General features: G+C 59.6%; 13 protein-coding genes. 6 read left to right on the top strand and 7 right to left on the bottom strand.

Annotation, left to right across the window (positions count from 1 at the left end; all coding sequences use genetic code 11):
• Window positions 1–153: 153 nt before the first annotated feature.
• Both AO064_RS26760 and AO064_RS26755 read right to left on the bottom strand, forming a co-directional pair.
• Window positions 154–1554 (bottom strand): DUF1254 domain-containing protein, encoded by a 1401-nt coding sequence (locus AO064_RS26760; RefSeq protein ID WP_064055130.1) that lies wholly within the window; start codon window positions 1552–1554, stop codon window positions 154–156.
• 158 nt (window positions 1555–1712) lie between these two features.
• Window positions 1713–2078, bottom strand: coding sequence for a response regulator (locus tag AO064_RS26755; RefSeq protein ID WP_064055129.1), 366 nt, complete (start codon window positions 2076–2078; stop codon window positions 1713–1715).
• 240 nt (window positions 2079–2318) lie between these two features.
• Between AO064_RS26755 and AO064_RS26750 the strand changes: the two genes are divergently transcribed.
• The 5 genes from AO064_RS26750 (at window position 2319) to AO064_RS26730 (ending at window position 8893) form a co-directional block, all read left to right on the top strand.
• Window positions 2319–5816 carry a response regulator gene (locus AO064_RS26750; protein WP_064055128.1) on the top strand — a complete coding sequence of 1166 codons (3498 nt, stop codon included), beginning with the start codon at window positions 2319–2321 and terminating at the stop codon, window positions 5814–5816.
• Window positions 5817–6647: a CheR family methyltransferase gene (locus tag AO064_RS26745; protein WP_012724198.1), complete on the top strand. Its 831-nt coding sequence runs from the start codon at window positions 5817–5819 to the stop codon at window positions 6645–6647.
• Entirely contained in the window at window positions 6644–7249 is a 606-nt protein-coding gene (locus AO064_RS26740; protein WP_064055127.1) for a chemotaxis protein CheB, read from the top strand. Before AO064_RS26745 ends, AO064_RS26740 begins: the two co-directional genes overlap by 4 nt.
• On the top strand, window positions 7243–8436 hold the full coding sequence (locus AO064_RS26735) for a hybrid sensor histidine kinase/response regulator (RefSeq protein WP_012724200.1): 1194 nt from the start codon (window positions 7243–7245) through the stop codon (window positions 8434–8436). The genes AO064_RS26740 and AO064_RS26735 overlap by 7 nt, the downstream gene beginning before the upstream one ends.
• Window positions 8437–8515: 79 nt before the next feature.
• Window positions 8516–8893 (top strand): response regulator, encoded by a 378-nt coding sequence (locus AO064_RS26730; protein WP_016974745.1) that lies wholly within the window; start codon window positions 8516–8518, stop codon window positions 8891–8893.
• Between the two features lie 51 nt (window positions 8894–8944).
• On the opposite strand, the gene AO064_RS26725 is transcribed toward AO064_RS26730, so the two are convergent.
• The 5 genes from AO064_RS26725 to AO064_RS26705 form a co-directional block, all read right to left on the bottom strand.
• The gene (locus AO064_RS26725) at window positions 8945–12985 is read right to left on the bottom strand and encodes a hypothetical protein (RefSeq protein ID WP_064055126.1); all 4041 of its coding nucleotides are present in this window, start codon (window positions 12983–12985) and stop codon (window positions 8945–8947) included.
• Window positions 12986–13235: 250 nt separating this feature from the next.
• A complete protein-coding gene (locus AO064_RS26720; protein ID WP_064055125.1) occupies window positions 13236–14906 on the bottom strand; it encodes an ATP-binding protein in 1671 nt (556 codons plus the stop codon).
• Entirely contained in the window at window positions 14903–16405 is a 1503-nt protein-coding gene (locus tag AO064_RS26715) for an ATPase domain-containing protein (RefSeq protein WP_064055124.1), read from the bottom strand. The genes AO064_RS26720 and AO064_RS26715 overlap by 4 nt, the downstream gene beginning before the upstream one ends.
• A 143-nt stretch (window positions 16406–16548) precedes the next feature.
• Window positions 16549–17607 (bottom strand): tetratricopeptide repeat protein, encoded by a 1059-nt coding sequence (locus tag AO064_RS26710; RefSeq protein ID WP_012724205.1) that lies wholly within the window; start codon window positions 17605–17607, stop codon window positions 16549–16551.
• Between the two features lie 76 nt (window positions 17608–17683).
• Window positions 17684–18577, bottom strand: coding sequence for a bestrophin family protein (locus AO064_RS26705; RefSeq protein WP_064055123.1), 894 nt, complete (start codon window positions 18575–18577; stop codon window positions 17684–17686).
• 200 nt (window positions 18578–18777) lie between these two features.
• Between AO064_RS26705 and AO064_RS26700 the strand changes: the two genes are divergently transcribed.
• Window positions 18778–19545: an SDR family NAD(P)-dependent oxidoreductase gene (locus AO064_RS26700; RefSeq protein WP_064055122.1), complete on the top strand. Its 768-nt coding sequence runs from the start codon at window positions 18778–18780 to the stop codon at window positions 19543–19545.
• The last annotated feature ends 9 nt before the right edge of the window (window positions 19546–19554 follow it).

Below are 19554 nucleotides of genomic sequence, written 5' to 3'. Positions count from 1 at the left end.
TGCGCAGCAGTCCCAGTCTTTTGAAACAAAGAGCTGGGGCCGCTTCGCGACCCAGCGGGAGCAAGCTCCCTCGCCACAGGTACTGCGCTCACCCTTAACTGACTGGCATTAGGACATGCCCGGCCTGACGCTGTTGCGACCGGGCATGGGGTGTTACTTGAGCGGGGTCAGGGGAGGCAGCTTCCATTGACCGCTACCGACCTCAGGCTTGGGCAGGTAAATGCGCAACACCGCATAGAACGGGCCCGGCGGGGCCGGCAACCAGTTGCTCTGTTCCGCTTTTGGCGGCTCGTGGTGCTGCAGCGCCAGGGTCAGGCCGCCATCCGCGTCGCGCTTGAGGCTGGAGAGCATCCGCGAGTTGATCAGGTAGCGTTTCTTGTGGTTGGGCACCAGCAGCTTGGTCTTGGCGTCGTACATGGTCAGCGACCAGAACGCGTCGGCTGGCGGTAACTGGTCTTTGGCGAAGTGCACGGTGTAGCTATGGCGTGCGCCGTTGGCCGGTTTGCCCTCGCTGTCGACGACGTAAGTCAAGTAAGCCGCCTCGTCGGTGGAGTTGCCGAAAAGCTCCGTGTCGGCACCGGCATAGCGGTACAGGTAGTTGTTTTTAAGGTGGTCGCGGCTACCGAACAGCTCCCCGCTGGGGACTTGTTGCGTGTCCAGTTTGTCTTTCTTGAACGCGGCAAACTCGGCCTTGCCATCAGCGATGCCGTCTTCGAGGGCCTTGCGCTGTTCGGCGGTCAGCTGGTTGACCTTGAACGGTGCACCTGGCGCGACACCGATCTTGGCAAAGCGTGCCAGCAGGTCTTTTTCACTGTCCTGGGGCGCGGCGAACGCCAGCATGAAGTTCAGGTAGCGGAACAATTGTGGGCTGTCGCTCATGGTTGCCGTCGGCTTCGGCCATTCGATTTTCGGCGCCTTGGCCGGCGCGGCGAGCTTCACATAGCTGCTCAGCGACTGCACTTTGTAGCCACTCTGGATCTGCTTGACCTTGTTCAGGTCTTTTTCATCAAACAGCTGCGTGCGGTACAGGGCGTAGGCGATATTGCTTTCGCTGTAGATCACGCGGTCCACATCCACCGGTTGCTGGCCCTTCCAGTCCGGGCCGGCGATCATGTAGTGGCCGCCGTTGTTACCGGTACTGCGCGTGCCCAGGTAGGCAAAGTTCTGCGTGTAAAGGTCGATCAACTGCACCGAGTAGTAACGGTCGTCTTCGATTTTGGGCAGGGTCAGTACGAGCGGTTCGCTGCGCAGGTCCATCCACACGAAGGAGTAGGGCGTGTCCGGGTTCGGTGTGACGACCCCGGTGTCCTTGGGCGTAAATACCTGGGCGGAGTGGCCGATACGGTTGATCGGCGCCTTGAAATTGGCACCGCCCTTGTCAACGGCTTGGGTGTAGAGCGTCTTGTACATCTCCACCACCGGGAAGCCATACAGGTAGGCTTCCTTGGCAATGGCCCGGGCTTCGCTGGGCGTTGCGGTGAAGTCGGCCCAGGCGCCGGTACTCATGAATATCGAGAGGCTCGCCAACAGCAGGCGCGTCGGTTTTCCAATCATGTTGTTGCGTCCTTCCAGAGATCTTTTTTGAGGGCATGGGATTAAACCGCCGAGTTAACCGGTTTATTGGCCGAACGTCACGTTAATCCCTGCAAACAAACGCCATCTGTGCGCAAATCGTTGCCCTGGCGGGACGGCGCACACGCCAAGAGGGGGTCTCAGGCGGCGGGCAGCATCGATTTGACCTTGTCGCGCAATTGATCAATGGAAAACGGTTTGGCGATCACCTGCATGCCGGCGGGCACGTCGATATTTTCCGCATAGCCGCTGGCGAACAGGATAGGCAGGGTAGGGCGCAGTTCGCGCACCTTGGTGGCCAGCGCCTTCCCGTCCATGTCCGGCAGGCCGACGTCGGTCATCATCAGGTCGATGACATGTTCGGTGTTTTCCACGATTGCCAGCGCTTCTGCCGCGTCGGCAGCTTCCAGCACACTGAACGCCAACTCCTCCAGAACATCGACGATGAGCATGCGCACGATGGCATCGTCTTCAACGACAAGGATGGTGGAAGTGACTGCGGACATAATATGAAATTCCCAAAAAAGGCGAGGGTTTACACGCGGCCGTTCTGACAGGCCTCTTCCTTGAGTAAGCGCGCACTCGTGACAAGTTCCCGCAGGCCGTAAAAACAATGCGTTAGAAAAGACCATAGAGAATAGCCTGTTCCCATGTAGGAATCTGTACAAACCCGTTCTAGAAAAATAGTCTTGCCCGCCCGTTTGGGGCAAACTCCCGGTTTTTCCACCTTTGGCCAAGGCATGCCCATGACTCCCGCTTCGTCCGTCGATGAAAAGAGCTTCCGTACACTACTGAGCCGAAACGTGGCGTTGGCCCTGGGTGTGGGCGTGCTCAGTGCCGTATTTTTCGTCGTATTGATCACCTACCTGCTGTCGGTCATCCAGTGGGTGGAACACACCGACCGGGTTATCAATAACCTCAATGAGTCGTCCAAGCTGACGGTGGACCTGGAAACCGGCATGCGCGGCTTCCTGATCACCGGTGACGAGCATTTCCTCGACCCTTACGAAGTGGCCAAGCCGCGAATCATTGCCGACCTGCGCAATTTGCAGGAACTGGTGGCGGACAACCCGCAGCAAGTGGACCGTCTCAAACGCCTGGAGGCCATGCAGGCCGAGTGGAACAACTACGCCCAGTCGATGATTGATATGCAGCGCAGCAGTGGCGACTACCGCAGTGCGGTCAAGGCCGGCCGTGGCAAGCGCCTGACCGATGAGATCCGCAAGGAATATGACGATGCGGTGGCGATGGAACAGCAGTTCCGCATCGCCCGCAATGAAGAAGTCACCCGCACCACCGTGATCAGCGTCACCCTGTACCTGGCCTTTGTACTCGGTTTGAGTGGCTTTCTGGCTTACATTGGTCGCAAGAATTTGGTTTCTCTGTCAGAGAGTTACAGCGCAAACCTCGCGTCTCAACAGAAGATCGCGCGGCGGCTGGAGCAACAGGCTTGGTTGCGCAATGGCCAGACTGAATTGGCCGAACAGGTGCTCGGCCAACTGACCCTGAACATGCTGGGCCGCAATATCCTGCAATTCTTTGCCCAATACATGGGCTCGGTCGTCGCCGCGCTGTATGTGCGCGAAGAGCACGGCGGCCTCAAGCGCGTGGCCACCTACGGTTTCTCCCGCGAGCAGGAACAGCGTGAGCAAGCGATCTACAGTGATGAAGGCATCGTCGGCCAAGCGGCCCAGCTGGATCGCCTGATTCGCCTGGACGATGTGCCGGTGGACTACTTCAAGGTCAGCTCCGGCCTGGGCGAAGGTGCTGCGCGCAGTGTGCTGGTCATGCCCACCAGCGATGATGATCGCGTCAATGGCGTGCTCGAGCTGGGTTTCCTGCGGCCGCTGCAAGAACGCGACGAGGAGCTGCTGGAACTGATCGCCGGCAATATCGGCACCTCCATCGAGGCCGCCCGGTATCGCCAGCGCCTGCAGGAAGTGCTGGCCGAGACCCAACAGCTCAACGAAGAGCTGCAAGTGCAGCAGGAAGAACTCAAGACTGCCAACGAAGAGCTGGAGGAACAGTCGCGCATCCTCAAGGAATCCCAGGCTCACCTGGAAACCCAGCAAGCGGAGCTTGAGCAGACCAACGAGCAACTCGCCGAACAGACGCAGACCCTGGCCGAGCAGCGCGACGCCATGGACCGCAAGAACGTCGAACTCAACCAGGCCCAGCTCGAGCTGGAAGACCGTGCCGAAGAGTTGCAGCGCTCCAGCAAGTACAAATCCGAATTCCTCGCCAACATGTCCCACGAGCTGCGCACGCCGCTGAACAGTTCGTTGATCCTGGCCAAGTTGCTGGCCGAGAACCCCCAGGAAAATCTCAGCGCCGAACAGGTCAAGTTTGCCGAATCGATCTATTCCGCCGGCAATGACTTGCTCAACCTGATCAACGACATCCTGGACATTTCCAAGGTGGAAGCCGGCAAGCTCGAAGTGCGCCCGGAAAACTCCAGTGTGGCGCGTCTGGTAGACGGCCTGCGCGGCATGTTCGAACCGCTGGCGGCCGATCGCAAGCTGGGCTTCCAAGTGGACGTGCAGGAAGGTTCGCCGACCATGCTGTTTACCGACCGCCAGCGCCTGGAACAGATCCTCAAGAACCTGCTGTCCAACGCGATCAAGTTCACCGAGCAGGGCGACGTAAGCCTCTCTGTGTCGCGTGCACCGGGGGAGGGCATTGCCTTCACGGTTCGCGACTCCGGCATCGGCATTGCCCCGGACCAGCAGGAAAGCATCTTCGAAGCCTTCCGCCAGGCCGACGGCACCACCAATCGCCGTTATGGCGGCACCGGCCTGGGCCTGTCGATTTCCCGCGACCTGGCGGCGCTGTTGGGCGGCTACATCAGTGTGGCCAGCGAGCCAGGCAAGGGCAGTATCTTTACCCTGGTGTTGCCGGAGCAGTATGTCGAGCGCGAGGCAGACGCCGCCCCTGTCGAACCGCCACGCCAAGTGGTGATGGCACCCGCACCGGTCCCCGTCAAGGTGTCACCGTTGCCGGTGGCCGACGCCAAGCTGATTCCGCGCTTCGCCGACGACCGCGACAAGACCCCGTTTACCACGCGCTGCATTCTGGTGGTGGAAGATGAGCCGAATTTCGCCCGTATCCTCTTCGACCTGGCCCATGAGCTGGGCTACCACTGCCTGGTGGCCCACGGGGCGGACGAAGGCTACAGCCTGGCCGAGGAGTACATTCCCGACGCCATCCTGTTGGACATGCGCTTGCCCGACCATTCCGGGCTCACTGTTCTGCAGCGCCTGAAAGAGCACGCCAACACCCGCCATATCCCGGTGCATGTGATTTCCGTGGAAGACCGCGTCGAAGCCGCCATGCACATGGGCGCCATTGGCTATGCGGTAAAACCCACAACCCGCGAAGAGCTCAAGGACGTGTTTGCGCGCCTGGAGGCCAAGCTGACCCAGAAGGTCAAGCGCGTGCTGCTGGTGGAAGACGATGACCTGCAGCGCGACAGTATTGCCCGCCTGATCGGCGACGATGACATCGAGATCACCGCCGTCGGTTTTGCCCAGGAAGCCCTCGACCTGCTGCGTACCAATGCCTACGACTGCATGATCATCGACCTCAAGTTGCCGGACATGCTCGGCAACGAGCTGCTCAAGCGCATGGCCACCGAGGACATCTGTTCGTTCCCGCCCGTAATCGTCTACACCGGGCGCAACCTGACCCGCGATGAAGAGGCCGAACTGCGCAAGTATTCGCGCTCGATCATCATCAAGGGCGCCCGCTCGCCGGAGCGCCTGTTGGACGAAGTCACACTCTTTCTGCACAAAGTCGAATCCCAGCTGTCCCATGACCGCCAGAAGATGCTCAAGACCGCCCGCAGCCGCGACAAGGTGTTCGAAGGGCGAAAAATCCTGCTGGTGGACGATGATGTGCGCAACATCTTCGCCCTGACCAGCGCCCTGGAGCACAAGGGCGCGGTGGTGGTGATCGGCCGTAACGGCCGTGAAGCCATCGACAAACTCAATGAAGTCGACGATATCGACCTGGTGCTGATGGACGTGATGATGCCGGAAATGGACGGTTACGAGGCCACCGCCTTGATCCGCCAGGACCCGCGCTGGAAAAAGCTGCCGATCATCGCGGTGACGGCCAAGGCCATGAAGGACGACCAGGAACGTTGCCTGGCGGCCGGTTCCAACGATTACCTGGCCAAGCCGATTGATCTGGATCGTCTGTTCTCACTCATTCGCGTATGGCTACCGAAGATGGAACGCATTTAAGTGGAGCGAAGTTTTTTGGAAAAAAGCAGCGACATTGAGCTGCGCCTGTTGATCGAGGCGATTTACCTCAAGTACAGCTATGACTTCCGGGATTACTCCGGGGCGTCGGTCAAGCGCCGTGTGGCTCATGCGTTGCGCCAGTTCGATTGCGCGACGATTTCCGCCTTGCAGGAGCGCGTGCTGCACGACCCGGCGGCGTTCATGCAGTTGCTGCAGTTCTTGACGATTCCGGTGAGCGAGATGTTTCGCGACCCGTCGCACTTCCTGGCGATCCGCCAGGAGGTGGTGCCGCTGCTCAAGACCTATCCGTCGATCAAGATCTGGATCGCCGGCTGCAGCACGGGCGAGGAGGTGTACTCCATGGCCATCCTGTTGCGCGAAGAGGGGTTGCTGGAGCGTACGATCATCTACGCCACCGATATCAACCCGGCGTCGCTGGACAAGGCCAAGCAGGGCATCTTTTCTCTGGAGAACGTCCGCGCCTACACCGCCAACTATCAGCAGGCCGGCGGCCAACGTTCATTTGCCGACTACTACACAGCGGCCTACGATTACGCGATCTTCGATAAAACGTTGCGCGAGAATGTCACCTTCGCCGACCACAGCCTGGCGACCGATAGTGTATTCTCAGAAACTCAATTAATTTCATGTCGTAACGTATTGATTTACTTCAATAAGAAATTGCAAGATCGCGCATTTGGTTTGTTTCATGAGTCGCTGTGTCATCGCGGCTTCCTGGTGCTGGGCAGCAAGGAAACCCTGGACTTCTCCGCGTACGGCAAGCAGTTCGAACCCTTGGTCAAACAGGAACGGATCTACCGAAAACTATGAATCAAGCGGCTGCCAGCCCGGCAAAGGTCCGGGGTATAGAGGCTATCGTCATCGGCGCATCCGCCGGTGGCGTAGAGGCGTTGCTGACAGTATTTGGCCAATTGCCGGCAGATTTCGGCTTGCCTATCGTCGCCGTATTGCACCTGCCGGACGAGCGCCGTAGCCAATTAGCCGAGGTGTTTGACCGGCGCGTCGCCATACCGGTGGTGGAGGCGCGCGACAAGGAAACGCTCAAGCCGGGCACCCTGTACTTTGCCGGTCCCGGCTATCACCTGTCGGTGGAGCAGGATCGCAGCTTGTCGCTGAGCCAGGAAGACCGCGTGCACCATTCGCGACCCGCGATTGATTTCCTGTTCGAGTCCGCCGCCGAAGCCTACGGCAAAGGCCTGATGGCCATCCTGTTGACTGGCGCTAACCACGATGGCGCCCGGGGCCTGGCCTACGTCAAGCGACAGGGTGGAACCACCGTGGTGCAAGACCCCACTGAAGCACGTGTCGACGTCATGCCCCGGGCTGCGCTGGCGCTGCACACACCCGACCACATTCTGACGTTGAGCCGCATTGGCTCATTGCTGGCTTCCCTGGAATATTCCCCATGTTAAGTACTGTCCAGGCCAAACTGCTGATCGTCGACGATCTGCCGGAAAACCTGCTGGCCCTCGAAGCGCTGATCAAGCGCGAGGACCGCCAGGTGTTCAAGGCATTGAGCGCCGATGAGGCCTTGTCCCTGTTGCTGGAGCACGAGTTCGCCATGGCGATCCTCGACGTGCAGATGCCCGGCATGAACGGGTTCGAGCTGGCCGAATTGATGCGCGGTACCGAGAAAACCAAGAACATCCCGATTGTGTTCGTCAGCGCCGCCGGCCGCGAACTCAATTACGCCTTCAAAGGCTACGAAAGCGGCGCCGTCGACTTCCTGCATAAACCGCTGGATATCCATGCGGTGAAGAGCAAGGTCAACGTGTTCGTCGACCTGTATCGCCAGAGCAAAGCGATGAAGCAACAAGTCGAAGCCCTGGAGCGCAGCCGTCGCGAACAGGAACTGCTGCTCACGCGCCTGCAGGCCACCCAGGCCGAGTTGGAACAGGCGGTACGTATGCGAGACGACTTCATGTCGATCGTCGCCCACGAAGTGCGTACGCCCCTGAATGGCCTGATTCTCGAGACCCAACTGCGCAAGATGCACCTGGCGCGGGACAACGCCGCGGCGTTCGCCCTCGACAAGATGCACGCGATGGTCGACCGCGATGAGCGGCAGATCCAGAGCCTGATCCGCCTCATCGAAGACATGCTGGATGTGTCGCGCATTCGCACCGGCAAGCTGTCCATTCGCCCGGCGCGCTTCGACCTGGCGCAGTTGGTGAGCAACTTGGTAGAGAACTTCGCGCCGCAAGTGGCGGCTGCGGAATCGTCCATGCAGCTGATTGTGGACGGCCCTGTGGAAGGTAACTGGGATGAGTTCCGCATTGAGCAGGTGGTCACGAACCTGCTGACCAACGCCCTGCGCTACGGGGCCAAGAGCCCGGTGGAGGTGCGCGTGTACAGCGAACACGGCGAAGCTCGCGTGGAAGTGCGCGACCACGGGATCGGCATCAGCGAAGACAACCAGAAACGTATTTTCCAACAGTTCGAGCGTGTGTCCGCCAGTCAGGTGGCGGCAGGCCTGGGCCTGGGACTGTTTATTTCCGAGCAGATCGTTGCAGCCCATGGCGGCACCATCGAGGTCGAAAGCCAGATAGGCGAGGGCGCCCTGTTTCGGGTGTGCCTGCCCCTTGAACAGTCGGCATGAAATCAATCGTCATTTCGACGCAACCTTCTGCGTGACCCCATGGTCGTAATTGCAGCAATTGACCGAACAAAGGCTTCCCATGAGTGAAGATGCGCAAGATGTCGTTCTGATCGTCGAGGACGACGAATCCATTATGTTTGTGCTGGGTGAGTACCTGGCCGGCCTGGGCTATCGGGTGTTGAAGGCGATCGATGGGGAGCAGGCCTTCGAAATCCTGGCGACCAAGCCGCACCTGGACCTGATGGTCACCGACTACCGCCTGCCGGGTGGAATTTCCGGGGTGCAGATCGCCGAGCCTGCGATCATGTTACGGCCTGAACTGAAAGTGATCTTCATCAGCGGCTACCCGCAGGAAATCCTCGACTGTAACAGCCCGATCACGCGCAATGCGCCGATCCTGGCCAAACCGTTTGATCTGGATACGCTGCAAGAGCATATCCAGCGGTTGTTGGCGTAAAGGTCGCCTCTGTCAGGGCGGGGTTGGCCCATCCCTGACAGCGCTCCCTGACTACGTGGTCACGAGCGGCATTTCAGATACCTCCTTGATGGTCTTATCGGAGACTGAGGTCATTCGCTTCCACGCGCTGTCATACACGCTGACTTCAAACTCCAGCGTGTGGGGATCCTTGCTGCAGGTCGTGTATTGAACCGGCAGTTTTTTATCGGTGAATACCTTGTGCAGGGCGCGCTTCATCATTTCCGGGTTGGTAAATGTCGCGACGCCGACGTTGGGGTCATAAAAAAAGAACTTTTTATTCAGCCCTTCGCCCGCTACGCCTGCCGTCATCGCATGATCAAGGCTGCTGATCATCAGCGTCTTTGGGCCTTTGGCGTCAGCCAACTCATCAACTATGGCGTTGTAGCCCATTTGCCGGCGTGGCTTGCCGGCATGAAATAAGGTCGGAGCCTCCAGTCGCGCTTGCATCGTCGCCAGCTCCTGGATGAATTGCCGAGCCGCAGGGTCGGTCGGGTTAGCGGCAGCGGTGAACATGTTGCCGATAAACGTCGCCTCCGTACCTTGTTCCATCGCATTTGCCATCGATCTGGACATGGCTGCGCATTGGCCTCGGGTAAGTGGACGGGTCTGGCTGAGGTAAAAGATCTGGGGCGTAGGGGTGAAGTGCCCACCGGCCTCGCTGACGCATTCATAAACCCGGCTGACGCCCTTGAAGCCGTGCTGTATGGCCAGTCTTTCTTGCTGGCGAACCAGCGTGCCGATCTGCACCGTTGTCATCGCTGTCTCGGTGGTCAGCTCCATGACCTCCTCATACTTCATATTCGGGCGGTAACCGGGGACAGACTTAGGGTCACCTTTGTCATAACCCTGCTTGAAATCGGCTTTATCAACTCCGTATTTATGCCGCTCAACCACTGCATGCCACTCTTTACGCAGCGCTATTGATTCAGGTGTCATTGCAGTCACCTGAGTTGCCCATATACCCAGCTGCGGCTCACCTGATAGGAAAGAGGGCTGAAAATCGTCCAGCGCTTTGCCGAATGGGCGCCCGTTCAAACCATCGAAGGCATACCATTTGCCTTTGCTCAGGACTGCCGGCCCTTCGAAGATGCTGCCTTGCAGCTTGAAGGTCCCCATGGCACTGGCATCGAATTGCTTGCTGGCTTGGATCAGGTCATAGCTGTTGGCACCTTGCAGCAGGCGATAGGTGCGCACGGCACCTTTTTTTCCGGTGTTGGCCAGCGAAACGAGCAAGTTGCCTGCACCGTCCAGGGGGTTGAGTGAGCCGATGGCGGCACGCCCCAGGATTTTCCCGCCGTGCGCGACTTTGCTCAATGCGGAAGCGCCCGCCTGTAAGGCCTTTGCGCCTTTGGCCGCGGCGTGTAGACCCAAGACAAAACCAAAGGCATCGAACGTCAAGTCAACGATGCCGTCACCTATGTTGCCGGCTTGAAAGTTCTGAATCGCCGAGCGCAGAGGGATCAGATTCAGCATGAACTCACGGGCTTTCTTATAGAAGGGCACCTCGGTGTCAAACGTCGTCATCCCCTCTGCCTGGGCCTTCAGCTGTTGGATGCCGACCACGTGTGTCATGGCGTCGGCAATGTACTGGGTTTTCTCGCTCGCAAAGCTGTTTGGCGTGCCCCTGTCACTCTTCTCGTCGGTGACGTTCGCTGAATAACGGCCTGACGGTGTCACTTTTTTCAGGAGTATGTTGCGCCCGCCGGGTTCGCAAGCGCGGTATTCAGGCGCCAGCGGGTGTTGTTCCAGCTCATCGCGTTTTCGAATGCGGTTTTCGTTCAAGTTGATTTCATAGACATTGACGGTACCGGCCAGCTCCGCTTTTACCAGCAGGCAATTGGGCACTTCCGTTTCAGTAAGCTCCCCGCTGAAGGCGCCCTTAGTGACGCTGCACTCTCTAAGCGTTGTAATTTTTGCGCGTTCAATGATTTTTCTATCTTCAATAGGGAGGGTGGCAATGAGGTGTTTGACTTGAGTCCCCGTCGCGCTTTGCGCCGAGGAAAAGTAGTGCGCAAGTTCAGTTTTGAAGCGCTCATTTAGGTCGGGCAGTTGGTAGGCGTTGCCCTGGATACTACGGATGTTGATGTCATCGCTTGAAGACGACCAATCGCCCCCGTGAGGGGAGTTTATTTTCCCATCCAGGTAAAGATCCAGCACTGAGTAAGGACCGGGAAAGTCACGGTTTTGAGGGGTGAGGGTGAGGCATTTTTTCTCGAACGGCAGCTTATCGCCGTACACGCGCTGGAGTTCTTCGAGCGCCATCTCCTTGCGTACGGGCATCGGCGTCGAATAGGCCTGCGATGCTTCTCTCAGGGCTGAGACCTGAGCATTGAATTGGCTAAAGAGGCGACTCATCTCATCGTCGGTGTAGTGATCCTCTGCGTTTGGCGCAATGACACCGTTGGCGACCCCCCAATCTTTGAGCGCGTCCTGTTGCGCCGTCCGCTCCACGTACCGTTCTTGTGCGGTGACGGGGGCCACATCGGCTCGCTGCATGACGTGTGCGTAGTTCATGCGTGCGGTCGAGCCGGGTGCCTGGCTCTCAAGGCGCGCCACTGCGGTGCTGAAGCTCACCCAGGAATGAGAGCCGTAGGTCACGTTGCCAGGAATATCCTTGACCAAAAACTCAGGCGCCCGGCGTGACAGCAACAGGTGGGCCGCGATGGGCGCTAATTCAAGGCTGGTACGTCCTGTAACAAATAGGTGCCTGGTCAACGCGGTAACCACTGTTGAAGACGGCATGCCCCAGTGTGCGGAACGCGCCAAATCAAAGCCGGCAACGCCAGTTCTGACTGGGACCGATGTGTTCCCCGATTCGGACGCCTTATCAAGGGTGGCGCCGAGTGCACCCAGGGTCCAGTCGTTAACGCTGTCTGGGGTCGATATGCCGTTAAACTTTTCTTGCAGCGCCTGCCCTAACACCTGGGCCTTGCGTGTACTCAGAAGGTTTTGAATAAACCGCGCGGGGTCCTGCAGCTCGTACGGCTCGAACTGCAGGTTACGTGTCAGGTACCCCAGGACGCCTTTGCCCTCGTCATAACTGTGCAGATCATCGAGACCCAGGGTGTTTTGGCTCAGGGCGTCGCTCATGTCGCGGCGGCTGTCATCACTCAGTGGAGTAGGCCAGGACAGCGCACCGCCGAAGTTTCCCTGGGGGAGCTGGGACAATGGCGGGGCGTACAGCGCTCGACCCAGATTGAACAATTCATCACGGCTCGTGGGCACGTCCCAGCCGATATCGGTGAGGTATTTTTCGAGGCTGACGGTGTTACCTTCCTGCGGTGGTCGCAGAGTCGGGTCGGGAGAAAGCGTGATGTTGACGCTGCTCAATTCACGGCGGATGAGTTGCTCAAGCAGGGCTGGCACACGCTCTGCAGGCATGTACAAACGATCAAGGGGGTCGAGCTTCGTGCGGCGCATCAGTGTTTCGGATAACGCGTCGACCTCCTGCACGATCGGCAGCAGTGCGGTGGCGAGTGATCGCTGATCGTGGGCATTGGCCAGCTTGGCCTGTTCGCGTTGCAGGACCTCTTCGGCTCGCCCAGGCGAAAGCCATTTGGCCTCGAAGGCGTTGGTGTGTTCGAGTGCTGCTGCGCGAGCCGAGGCGGATTCTCGGGTTTGTGCGATGAGGGCTTCGCCATAAAAGTCGGCGACTGCTCGGTAAGGTGCGGACGTGCTGCTGTTAGGGCTGTAGATATAGGAGGAGCCAGAGGTCAGCGCTTTGGCCGCTTGCATGATCGGCGCCATCATCGAGGTCCAGAGATGGCCGAACTGGAACCCCGAAAATGTTTTGCGCTGTCCAGCGACCATGGCACCGATGAGATTTTCCCTGGGGTTGATCTCAATCGCTTTCGTCAGGTCAATGCCCTGTTTGGTCGCCCAATCGACGAAGTACGGGCTCTTCATCAACGAGTGCAGGTGTGACCACCATTGACCGAAGGCAGAATCGGGAGGGATGTTGTCGATGTCCTCCAGCCGTCCGGTATTGGCCGCTGAACGCAGGGTTTGCGCGACAAGCCCGGCCAGGCGGCTGTCGCCTTTCGCTTGTGCATGTGCTTCGGGCGGGATCACCGGATCGCTCGCAGGCTCCGTGGACCGTGGCCGGCGTGCTAGTGCTTTTTCAGGGGCAGTGTTCAGGGGCGGTTGATGCAGAGGGACAACGTAGCGGGAAGAAATCATGGCGGGAGGGGCTCGCAAGGTTATTTTCAGGCCGTTCGCAGTGACATTTCACGCACTGCGGTGTAGACCTTCGTGTCCCTCCCTTTCGTAACCGTTCCTGCCTGCCAGCCCTTCAATATGTCAGGACTTTGCGGTATCTACCTCACGCCTGAATCATCTCCCTGACCTTCGCCGTCAACAGGTCAAAGGTAAACGGCTTGGTGATCAATTGCATGCCAGGGTCCAGAAAACCTCCCCGTACGGCGGCGTGCTCGGCATACCCGGTAATGAACAGCACCTTGAGTTCCGGTCGGATCTGCCGGCCGATTTCCGCCAGCTGTCGGCCGTTCATGCCAGGCAAGCCAACATCGCTGATCATCAAGTCGATACGCTGCTCGGATTCGATGATCGGCAGCGCCGTATCGGCATCGCCAGCCTGGACAAAGGCGTAGCCCAGTTCTTTGAGTACCGCACTGACCAATACACGCACGGCGGGGTCATCTTCGACGATGAGCACCGTTTCACCCGCGTTGGCGAATGGCAATAACGTCGGGTTCACCGCTTCGTGCGTTGCCATTTCACCGACAAACCGTGGCAAAAACAGGCTGACCGTGGTGCCTTTTCCCACTTCACTGTGGATCGTCACATGGCCATGGGATTGGCGCGCAAACCCGTAGATCATCGACAACCCCAGGCCGGTGCCCTGGCCAATCGGTTTGGTGGTGAAAAACGGATCGAACACGCGGCCCATCACGCTTTCCGGAATGCCACAGCCGTTGTCGCTGACGCTCAATTCCACGTAGTCACCGGGTTTCAGGGTGCCATAGGCCGCCGTGAACACATTGTCGAGATGGCGATTGGCGGTCTCGACCGTGAGCTTGCCGCCAGCGGGCATCGCGTCTCGCGCATTGATAACCAGGTTGAGCAGGGCGCTTTCCAACTGGTTCGGGTCGGCTTCGGCGGTCCAGAGCTGGTCGTTCAGGCGCATGTCCAGCGTAATGCTCTCGTTGATGCTGCGCTGCAGCAACTCGCCCATGGAGAACACCAGTTGGTTGATCCCCACGGGTTTTGAATCCAGTGATTGGCGACGGGAAAACGCCAGGAGTCGATGGGTGAGGCCCGCCGCTCGGTTGGCCGAGGTCACACCGAGGTCGATAAGACTGTCCAGATCGTCCAACTTGCCCCGGGATACACGCCTGCGCAGCAATTCCAGGCTGCCGATGATGCCGGTGAGCATGTTGTTGAAGTCGTGGGCGATGCCGCCGGTCAATTGGCCGACGGCTTCCATTTTCTGCGATTGGCGCAAGGCTTCTTCATTGCTGCGCAATTGCGCCGTACGTTCTTCGACTTGCTGCTCAAGGGTCTCCAGCGTGCGCTGCAAGCGCAGTTCGCTCTCGCTCAAGTCAATCAGGCGGTCACGTGCTTCGTACTGACGGCGCCGACCGCGCAGGGCGGTACTCACCAGGCTGATCAACGTAACAGGGTGGAACGGCCGCTCCAGAAACGTCACGTTGCCCAACAAGCCGCTCAAGTGGGATGAGCCATTCTGTTCGCTGCCGCCGTGATGGGTCATCAGCACAATGGGCAAATCCGACCAGGCCGGCTGCTGATGCAAGTACTCCAGCAAGGGTTCCAGATCAACCCCGCGCAAGGCTTCAGCCGCAATGATCAGTAAGCCTGCACCTTGCTCCAGCGCTTCGCACAGTTGCACCAGGCTGCCGACAGTGACGCCGGCGTAGCCAGCCTCGTTGAGCATCATCAACGCCAGCGACCCGTCACGGCCCATGGGAGCAAGGACGATCGCACGCTCGGAGACGGGAGAGAGCGCCGTCACACCCCCTCATCCTTGAGCAAAGGGGAGCCTGCACCCATGTAGGTCGGTATGCCGCGCAACACGCCTTGGAAATTATCAAGGGGCTCGCCGACGGTCATGCCCTGGCTGCCGATTCGGTATTCGCGAATCGTGGCTTCATGGGCACCGGTGCGTTTCTTGATGATCGAGATGGCTCGACGCACCTTGCCCAAGGCTTCGAAGTAGCGCAGCAGGATCACCGTGTCCGCCAGATAGGTGATGTCGACGGGGGCCTGCATATCACCGACCAGCCCGTGTTGCGCGACCGTCATAAAGGTCGCCGCGCCCCGGCGATTGAGGTACAGCAGCAGTTCGTGCATATGCAGGATCAGCGCATTTTCTTCGGGCATTGCCGCCTGATAGCCGTTGATGCTGTCGATGACCACGGTTTTGATTCCGCGTTCGTCGACGCAACGCCGCACCCGGTGCGAGAACTCGCCCGGCGACAACTCGGCGGCATCGACCTGTTCGATCAGCAAGTTGCCGGTTTCCTGCAGGGCGGCGAGGTCGATACCCATGTTTTTCATGCGTTCGAACAACAACCCCAGCTCTTCATCGAAAATAAACAGTGCAGCTTTTTCGCCGCGCTCCACGGCAGCGGCGGCGAAGATCATCGAGATCAGCGACTTGCCGGTACCGGCCGGGCCGAGAATCAGGCTGCTGGAGCCGGTCTCGACCCCGCCGCCCATCAACGCATCCAGCGCGGCAATGCCGCTGCTCAAGGTCTCGCGTTTATAGCCCCCGCGATGCTCGGCGGCCACCAGGCGTGGGAACACATGGACGCCATCCTGCATGATGGTGAAGTCATGAAAGCCGCCCCGGTATTTCTGGCCGCGGTACTTCACCACACGCACCCGGCGGCGCTCGGCGCCGTAGTTGGGGGTCAACTCTTCCAGGCGGATGACACCATGCGCAACGCTGTGCACGGTCTTGTCGAGGGATTCGGTGGTGAGGTCGTCCAGTAACAAGACGGTAGCGTCGTAACGCACAAAGTAGTGCTTGATCGCCAAGATCTGCCGACGATAGCGCAGGGAGCTTTGCGCCAGCAGGCGGATTTCCGAAAGGCTGTCGATGACCACGCGGGTCGGCTTCACCCGTTCCACCACCTCGAAGATCTGCCGGGTGGCCTCGCCCAGTTCCAGGTCGGAGGAGTACAGCAGGCTTTGCTGGTGGTCGGCGTTGAGCAGGCTTTCCGGCGGCGTCAGTTCGAAGATATGAATGTTGTCATCCAGGTCCCAACCGTGAGACTTGGCACCGTGACGCAACTCGCGCTCGGTTTCCGATAGGGTGATGTACAGCGATCGCTCGCCGCTTTTCGCCCCCGCCTGCAGGAAATGCAGGGCGACCGTGGTTTTACCGGTACCGGGCTCACCTTCCAGCAGGAACAGGTGGCTGCGCGAGAGTCCACCGGCAAGAATGTCATCGAGACCTTCAATGCCAATGGCCGCTTTTTCGGATAGTTGCGCTTTGGATGTAGACAAGAAGTTCCCTCAGGTCACATACGAGTAGAGGATGCGCGGCCATGTGGCCGCGCCATATTCTCTTGACCGTAGCGCTTTGCGGCGGTTCAACCTTTTACTGGGGAAATGAGCGCGAGGCCAGTTTTACAAAAATGGTGACCACGCTATAAGCCCTGCTGCAGTGCCGGGTCGTCCGGGTTCTGTTGCTCAAGTTGCGCGAGCAGCACTTGGACATTTTGCAACTGGCCGCTTTCCTTCCAGTAATTGACCAGCAGCACCCGCGCTTTGCGGTTGGCCGGGTGGCGCTGGATGATTTCTTCCAACTGGCGCTGGGCCGCTTCCAATTCCTGCTGGGCGTGCAGGGTGGTGGCCAGGTCGTAGCGGTAGTCCTGATTGTCCGGCTCCAGCTCCACCGCTTTCGACAGGCCCAGCAGTGCGTAAGGGCGTTCGCCATGGTGCAACAGCCACAGGCCAAGGGCGTGTTGCAGGTAGGCTGATTCAGGGTGCGCCGCCAGTTGGCGCGCCAGCAATTGGCGGGACTCTTCGGACTTGCCCTGTTTGTCCAGGAGTTCAATCTGCGCTACCACGGCTTGCAGGTTGTCCGGTTGCAAGCGCATGGCCTGCTCAAGCGCATGTTGCGCGTCCGGCAACAGGGCGCTGTGGATGTAGAGACGCGCCAGCTGAATCCAGCCTTCGGCGGTTTCGGGCTGGGCCTTGAGCTTTTTCACGAACTCATCCAGCACTTGCTGCAAGGGCCCGAAATACAGGCCCAAGGTGTCGGGCGACAAGCCCAGCAATGCATTGGCGGCGGCAAACCGTACTTCCTGTTCAGGATCATCCAGCACCGGGCCGAGCAACAGTGTGCGCTGACCGGTCGGCACCAGGCCGACAATACTGTGGATGGCGGCCTCGCGTACCTGGGGTGAGTCGCTGCTCAAGTCTTTGTCGGCCAGCTTCAAGGCTTGGGGGCTGGGGTAGTTGGGCAGCTCGGCATGCAGCGCCACCCGGCGCTCGGGCGTCAGGTCTGGGCGGCCTAACTGCTGATACAGCACGCGCGCCGCCCCAGGCTCGCCGTTATGCGCCTGTTTCAAGGCTTTGGCGTAACCGTGGGCAATGGCGGGAGGCACGGCCACTGGGGTGGACCGAGAGAAATACCAAGTGAACAGCACAATCAACAACAGGGCGCACAGGCCGATGATGGAGTAACGGCGTGACTTTGACATGCAGGCGTCCGAAAGCTAAGGCAGCTAATACAAAGCCACCAGCTTCGGTCAGACCACGGCGAGTGTCAAACCCCTCTCAGGTGAGCACGTATTCCACCGGTTCCAGCGTCGGCGGCAGTTCGGTTTCACCGAGGGCCGCGAGTACTTCGCGCTCAAGGGTGCGCAGGATGGCATTGCAGGGCAGGTCGTTCTCATCAAAGCCGAACGGGTCCTCAAGGTCATCGCCGATTTCATCCAGCCCGAAAAACGTGTAGCTGACGATGGCGGTGAACACCGGCGTCAACCAGCCCAGCGGCTCAGCCATGGCGAATGGCAGCAGGATGCAGAACAGGTAAATGGTGCGATGCAGCAGCAGGGTGTAGGGGAAGGGCAGTGGCGTGCTTTTGATCCGCTCGCAGGACGCCTGCACCTGACTGAGGCTGACCAGTCGCGCTTCCAGCTGGGTGTAGCGCCATTCACTGATCGCACCTTGCGCGGCCAACGCGGAAAACCGGGCACCCACCTGTTGCAGGACATGGTCGGGGAGGTTGGGGTGGTGCGGCTGGAACGTGCTCCAAGGCTGTATCGCCTGGGCTTCATCCTCATGGCGCAACCGCGCGATCAGGCCATGGGCGAAGCCACACAGGCTGCGCAGCAACCCCGCACGTTCGGCCGGGTCACTGAGCACCTGGGTTTCGCGAATCAACGAGCGCACATCGATGATCATCTGCCCCAGTTGCTTGCGACCTTCCCACCAGCGGTCATAGCAGGCGTTATTGCGAAAGCTCATGAAGATCGACAGCGACAACCCCAGCAACGTGAACGGCGTGGCATTGACCTTGGAGAAATACGCCGGGTGCAGGGTTTCCACCAGCACGATCACCGAGGCCAGCAAGGTGACCAGCAGGCTGCGCAGGGCGATGCGCTTGGCAATCGAGCCCTTGAGGGAAAACAGGATGCCCAGCAGGTTGGGTTTGGGGCGGACTATCATTCAGGGGCGGGCTTCGTGAGTGGCGCAGGCCATCAGGTTAGAAGCAAGCACCCCAGCCGTCCAATCGCTTGGGCCGACCGGTTGATCGGCGAGCTCGATGACTGGCCAAAACAGTCAGCCAGGTTGAGGGCTTTGACCATTGCCGCTATAGCGCTGCGGGGCGACTATTTCGACGATTCGGACCGTTCAAGGAAACAACAATGCAGATTGAAAACAAGATCTTCCTGGTCAGCGGCGGTGCTTCGGGCCTCGGTGCGGCGACTGCCGAGATGCTGATCGCTGCGGGTGCCAAGGTGATGCTGGTAGACCTGAATGCCGATGCCGTGGCCTCCAAGGCTAAGCAGTTGGGCGACAATGCCCGCAGCTGCGTCGCGGATATCAGCCAGGAAGCGGCGGCCGAGGCCGCCGTGCAGGCCACCGTTGCAGCCTTTGGCGGCCTGCATGGGCTGGTCAACTGTGCCGGCGTGGTGCGTGGCGAGAAAATCCTCGGCAAGAACGGCCCCCACGGCCTGGCGAGCTTTGCCCAGGTGATCAATGTCAACCTGATCGGCAGCTTCAACCTGTTGCGCCTGGCGGCCGCCGTTATCGCTGAAACCGAGGCGAATACCGACGGCGAACGCGGCGTGATCATCAACACCGCCTCGGTGGCGGCGTTTGACGGGCAGATCGGCCAGGCGGCGTATGCCGCGTCCAAGGGCGCCATCGCCAGCCTTACCCTGCCTGCCGCACGTGAACTGGCGCGCTTTGGCATTCGCGTGATGACCATCGCCCCCGGCATCTTCGAAACGCCGATGATGGCTGGCATGACCCCGGAAGTCCGCGACTCCCTGGCGGCGGGTGTGCCGTTCCCGCCACGCCTGGGCAAACCCGACGAATACGCCGCGTTGGTGCGGCACATCATCGAAAACAGCATGCTCAATGGTGAGGTGATCCGTCTCGACGGCGCCCTGCGCATGGCTGCGAAGTGAGGAGCAACC

The sequence above is a fragment of the Pseudomonas marginalis genome, from assembly GCF_001645105.1.
GTDB lineage: Bacteria > Pseudomonadota > Gammaproteobacteria > Pseudomonadales > Pseudomonadaceae > Aquipseudomonas > Aquipseudomonas petroselini.
This window is presented reverse-complemented; position numbering and strand designations above follow the sequence as displayed.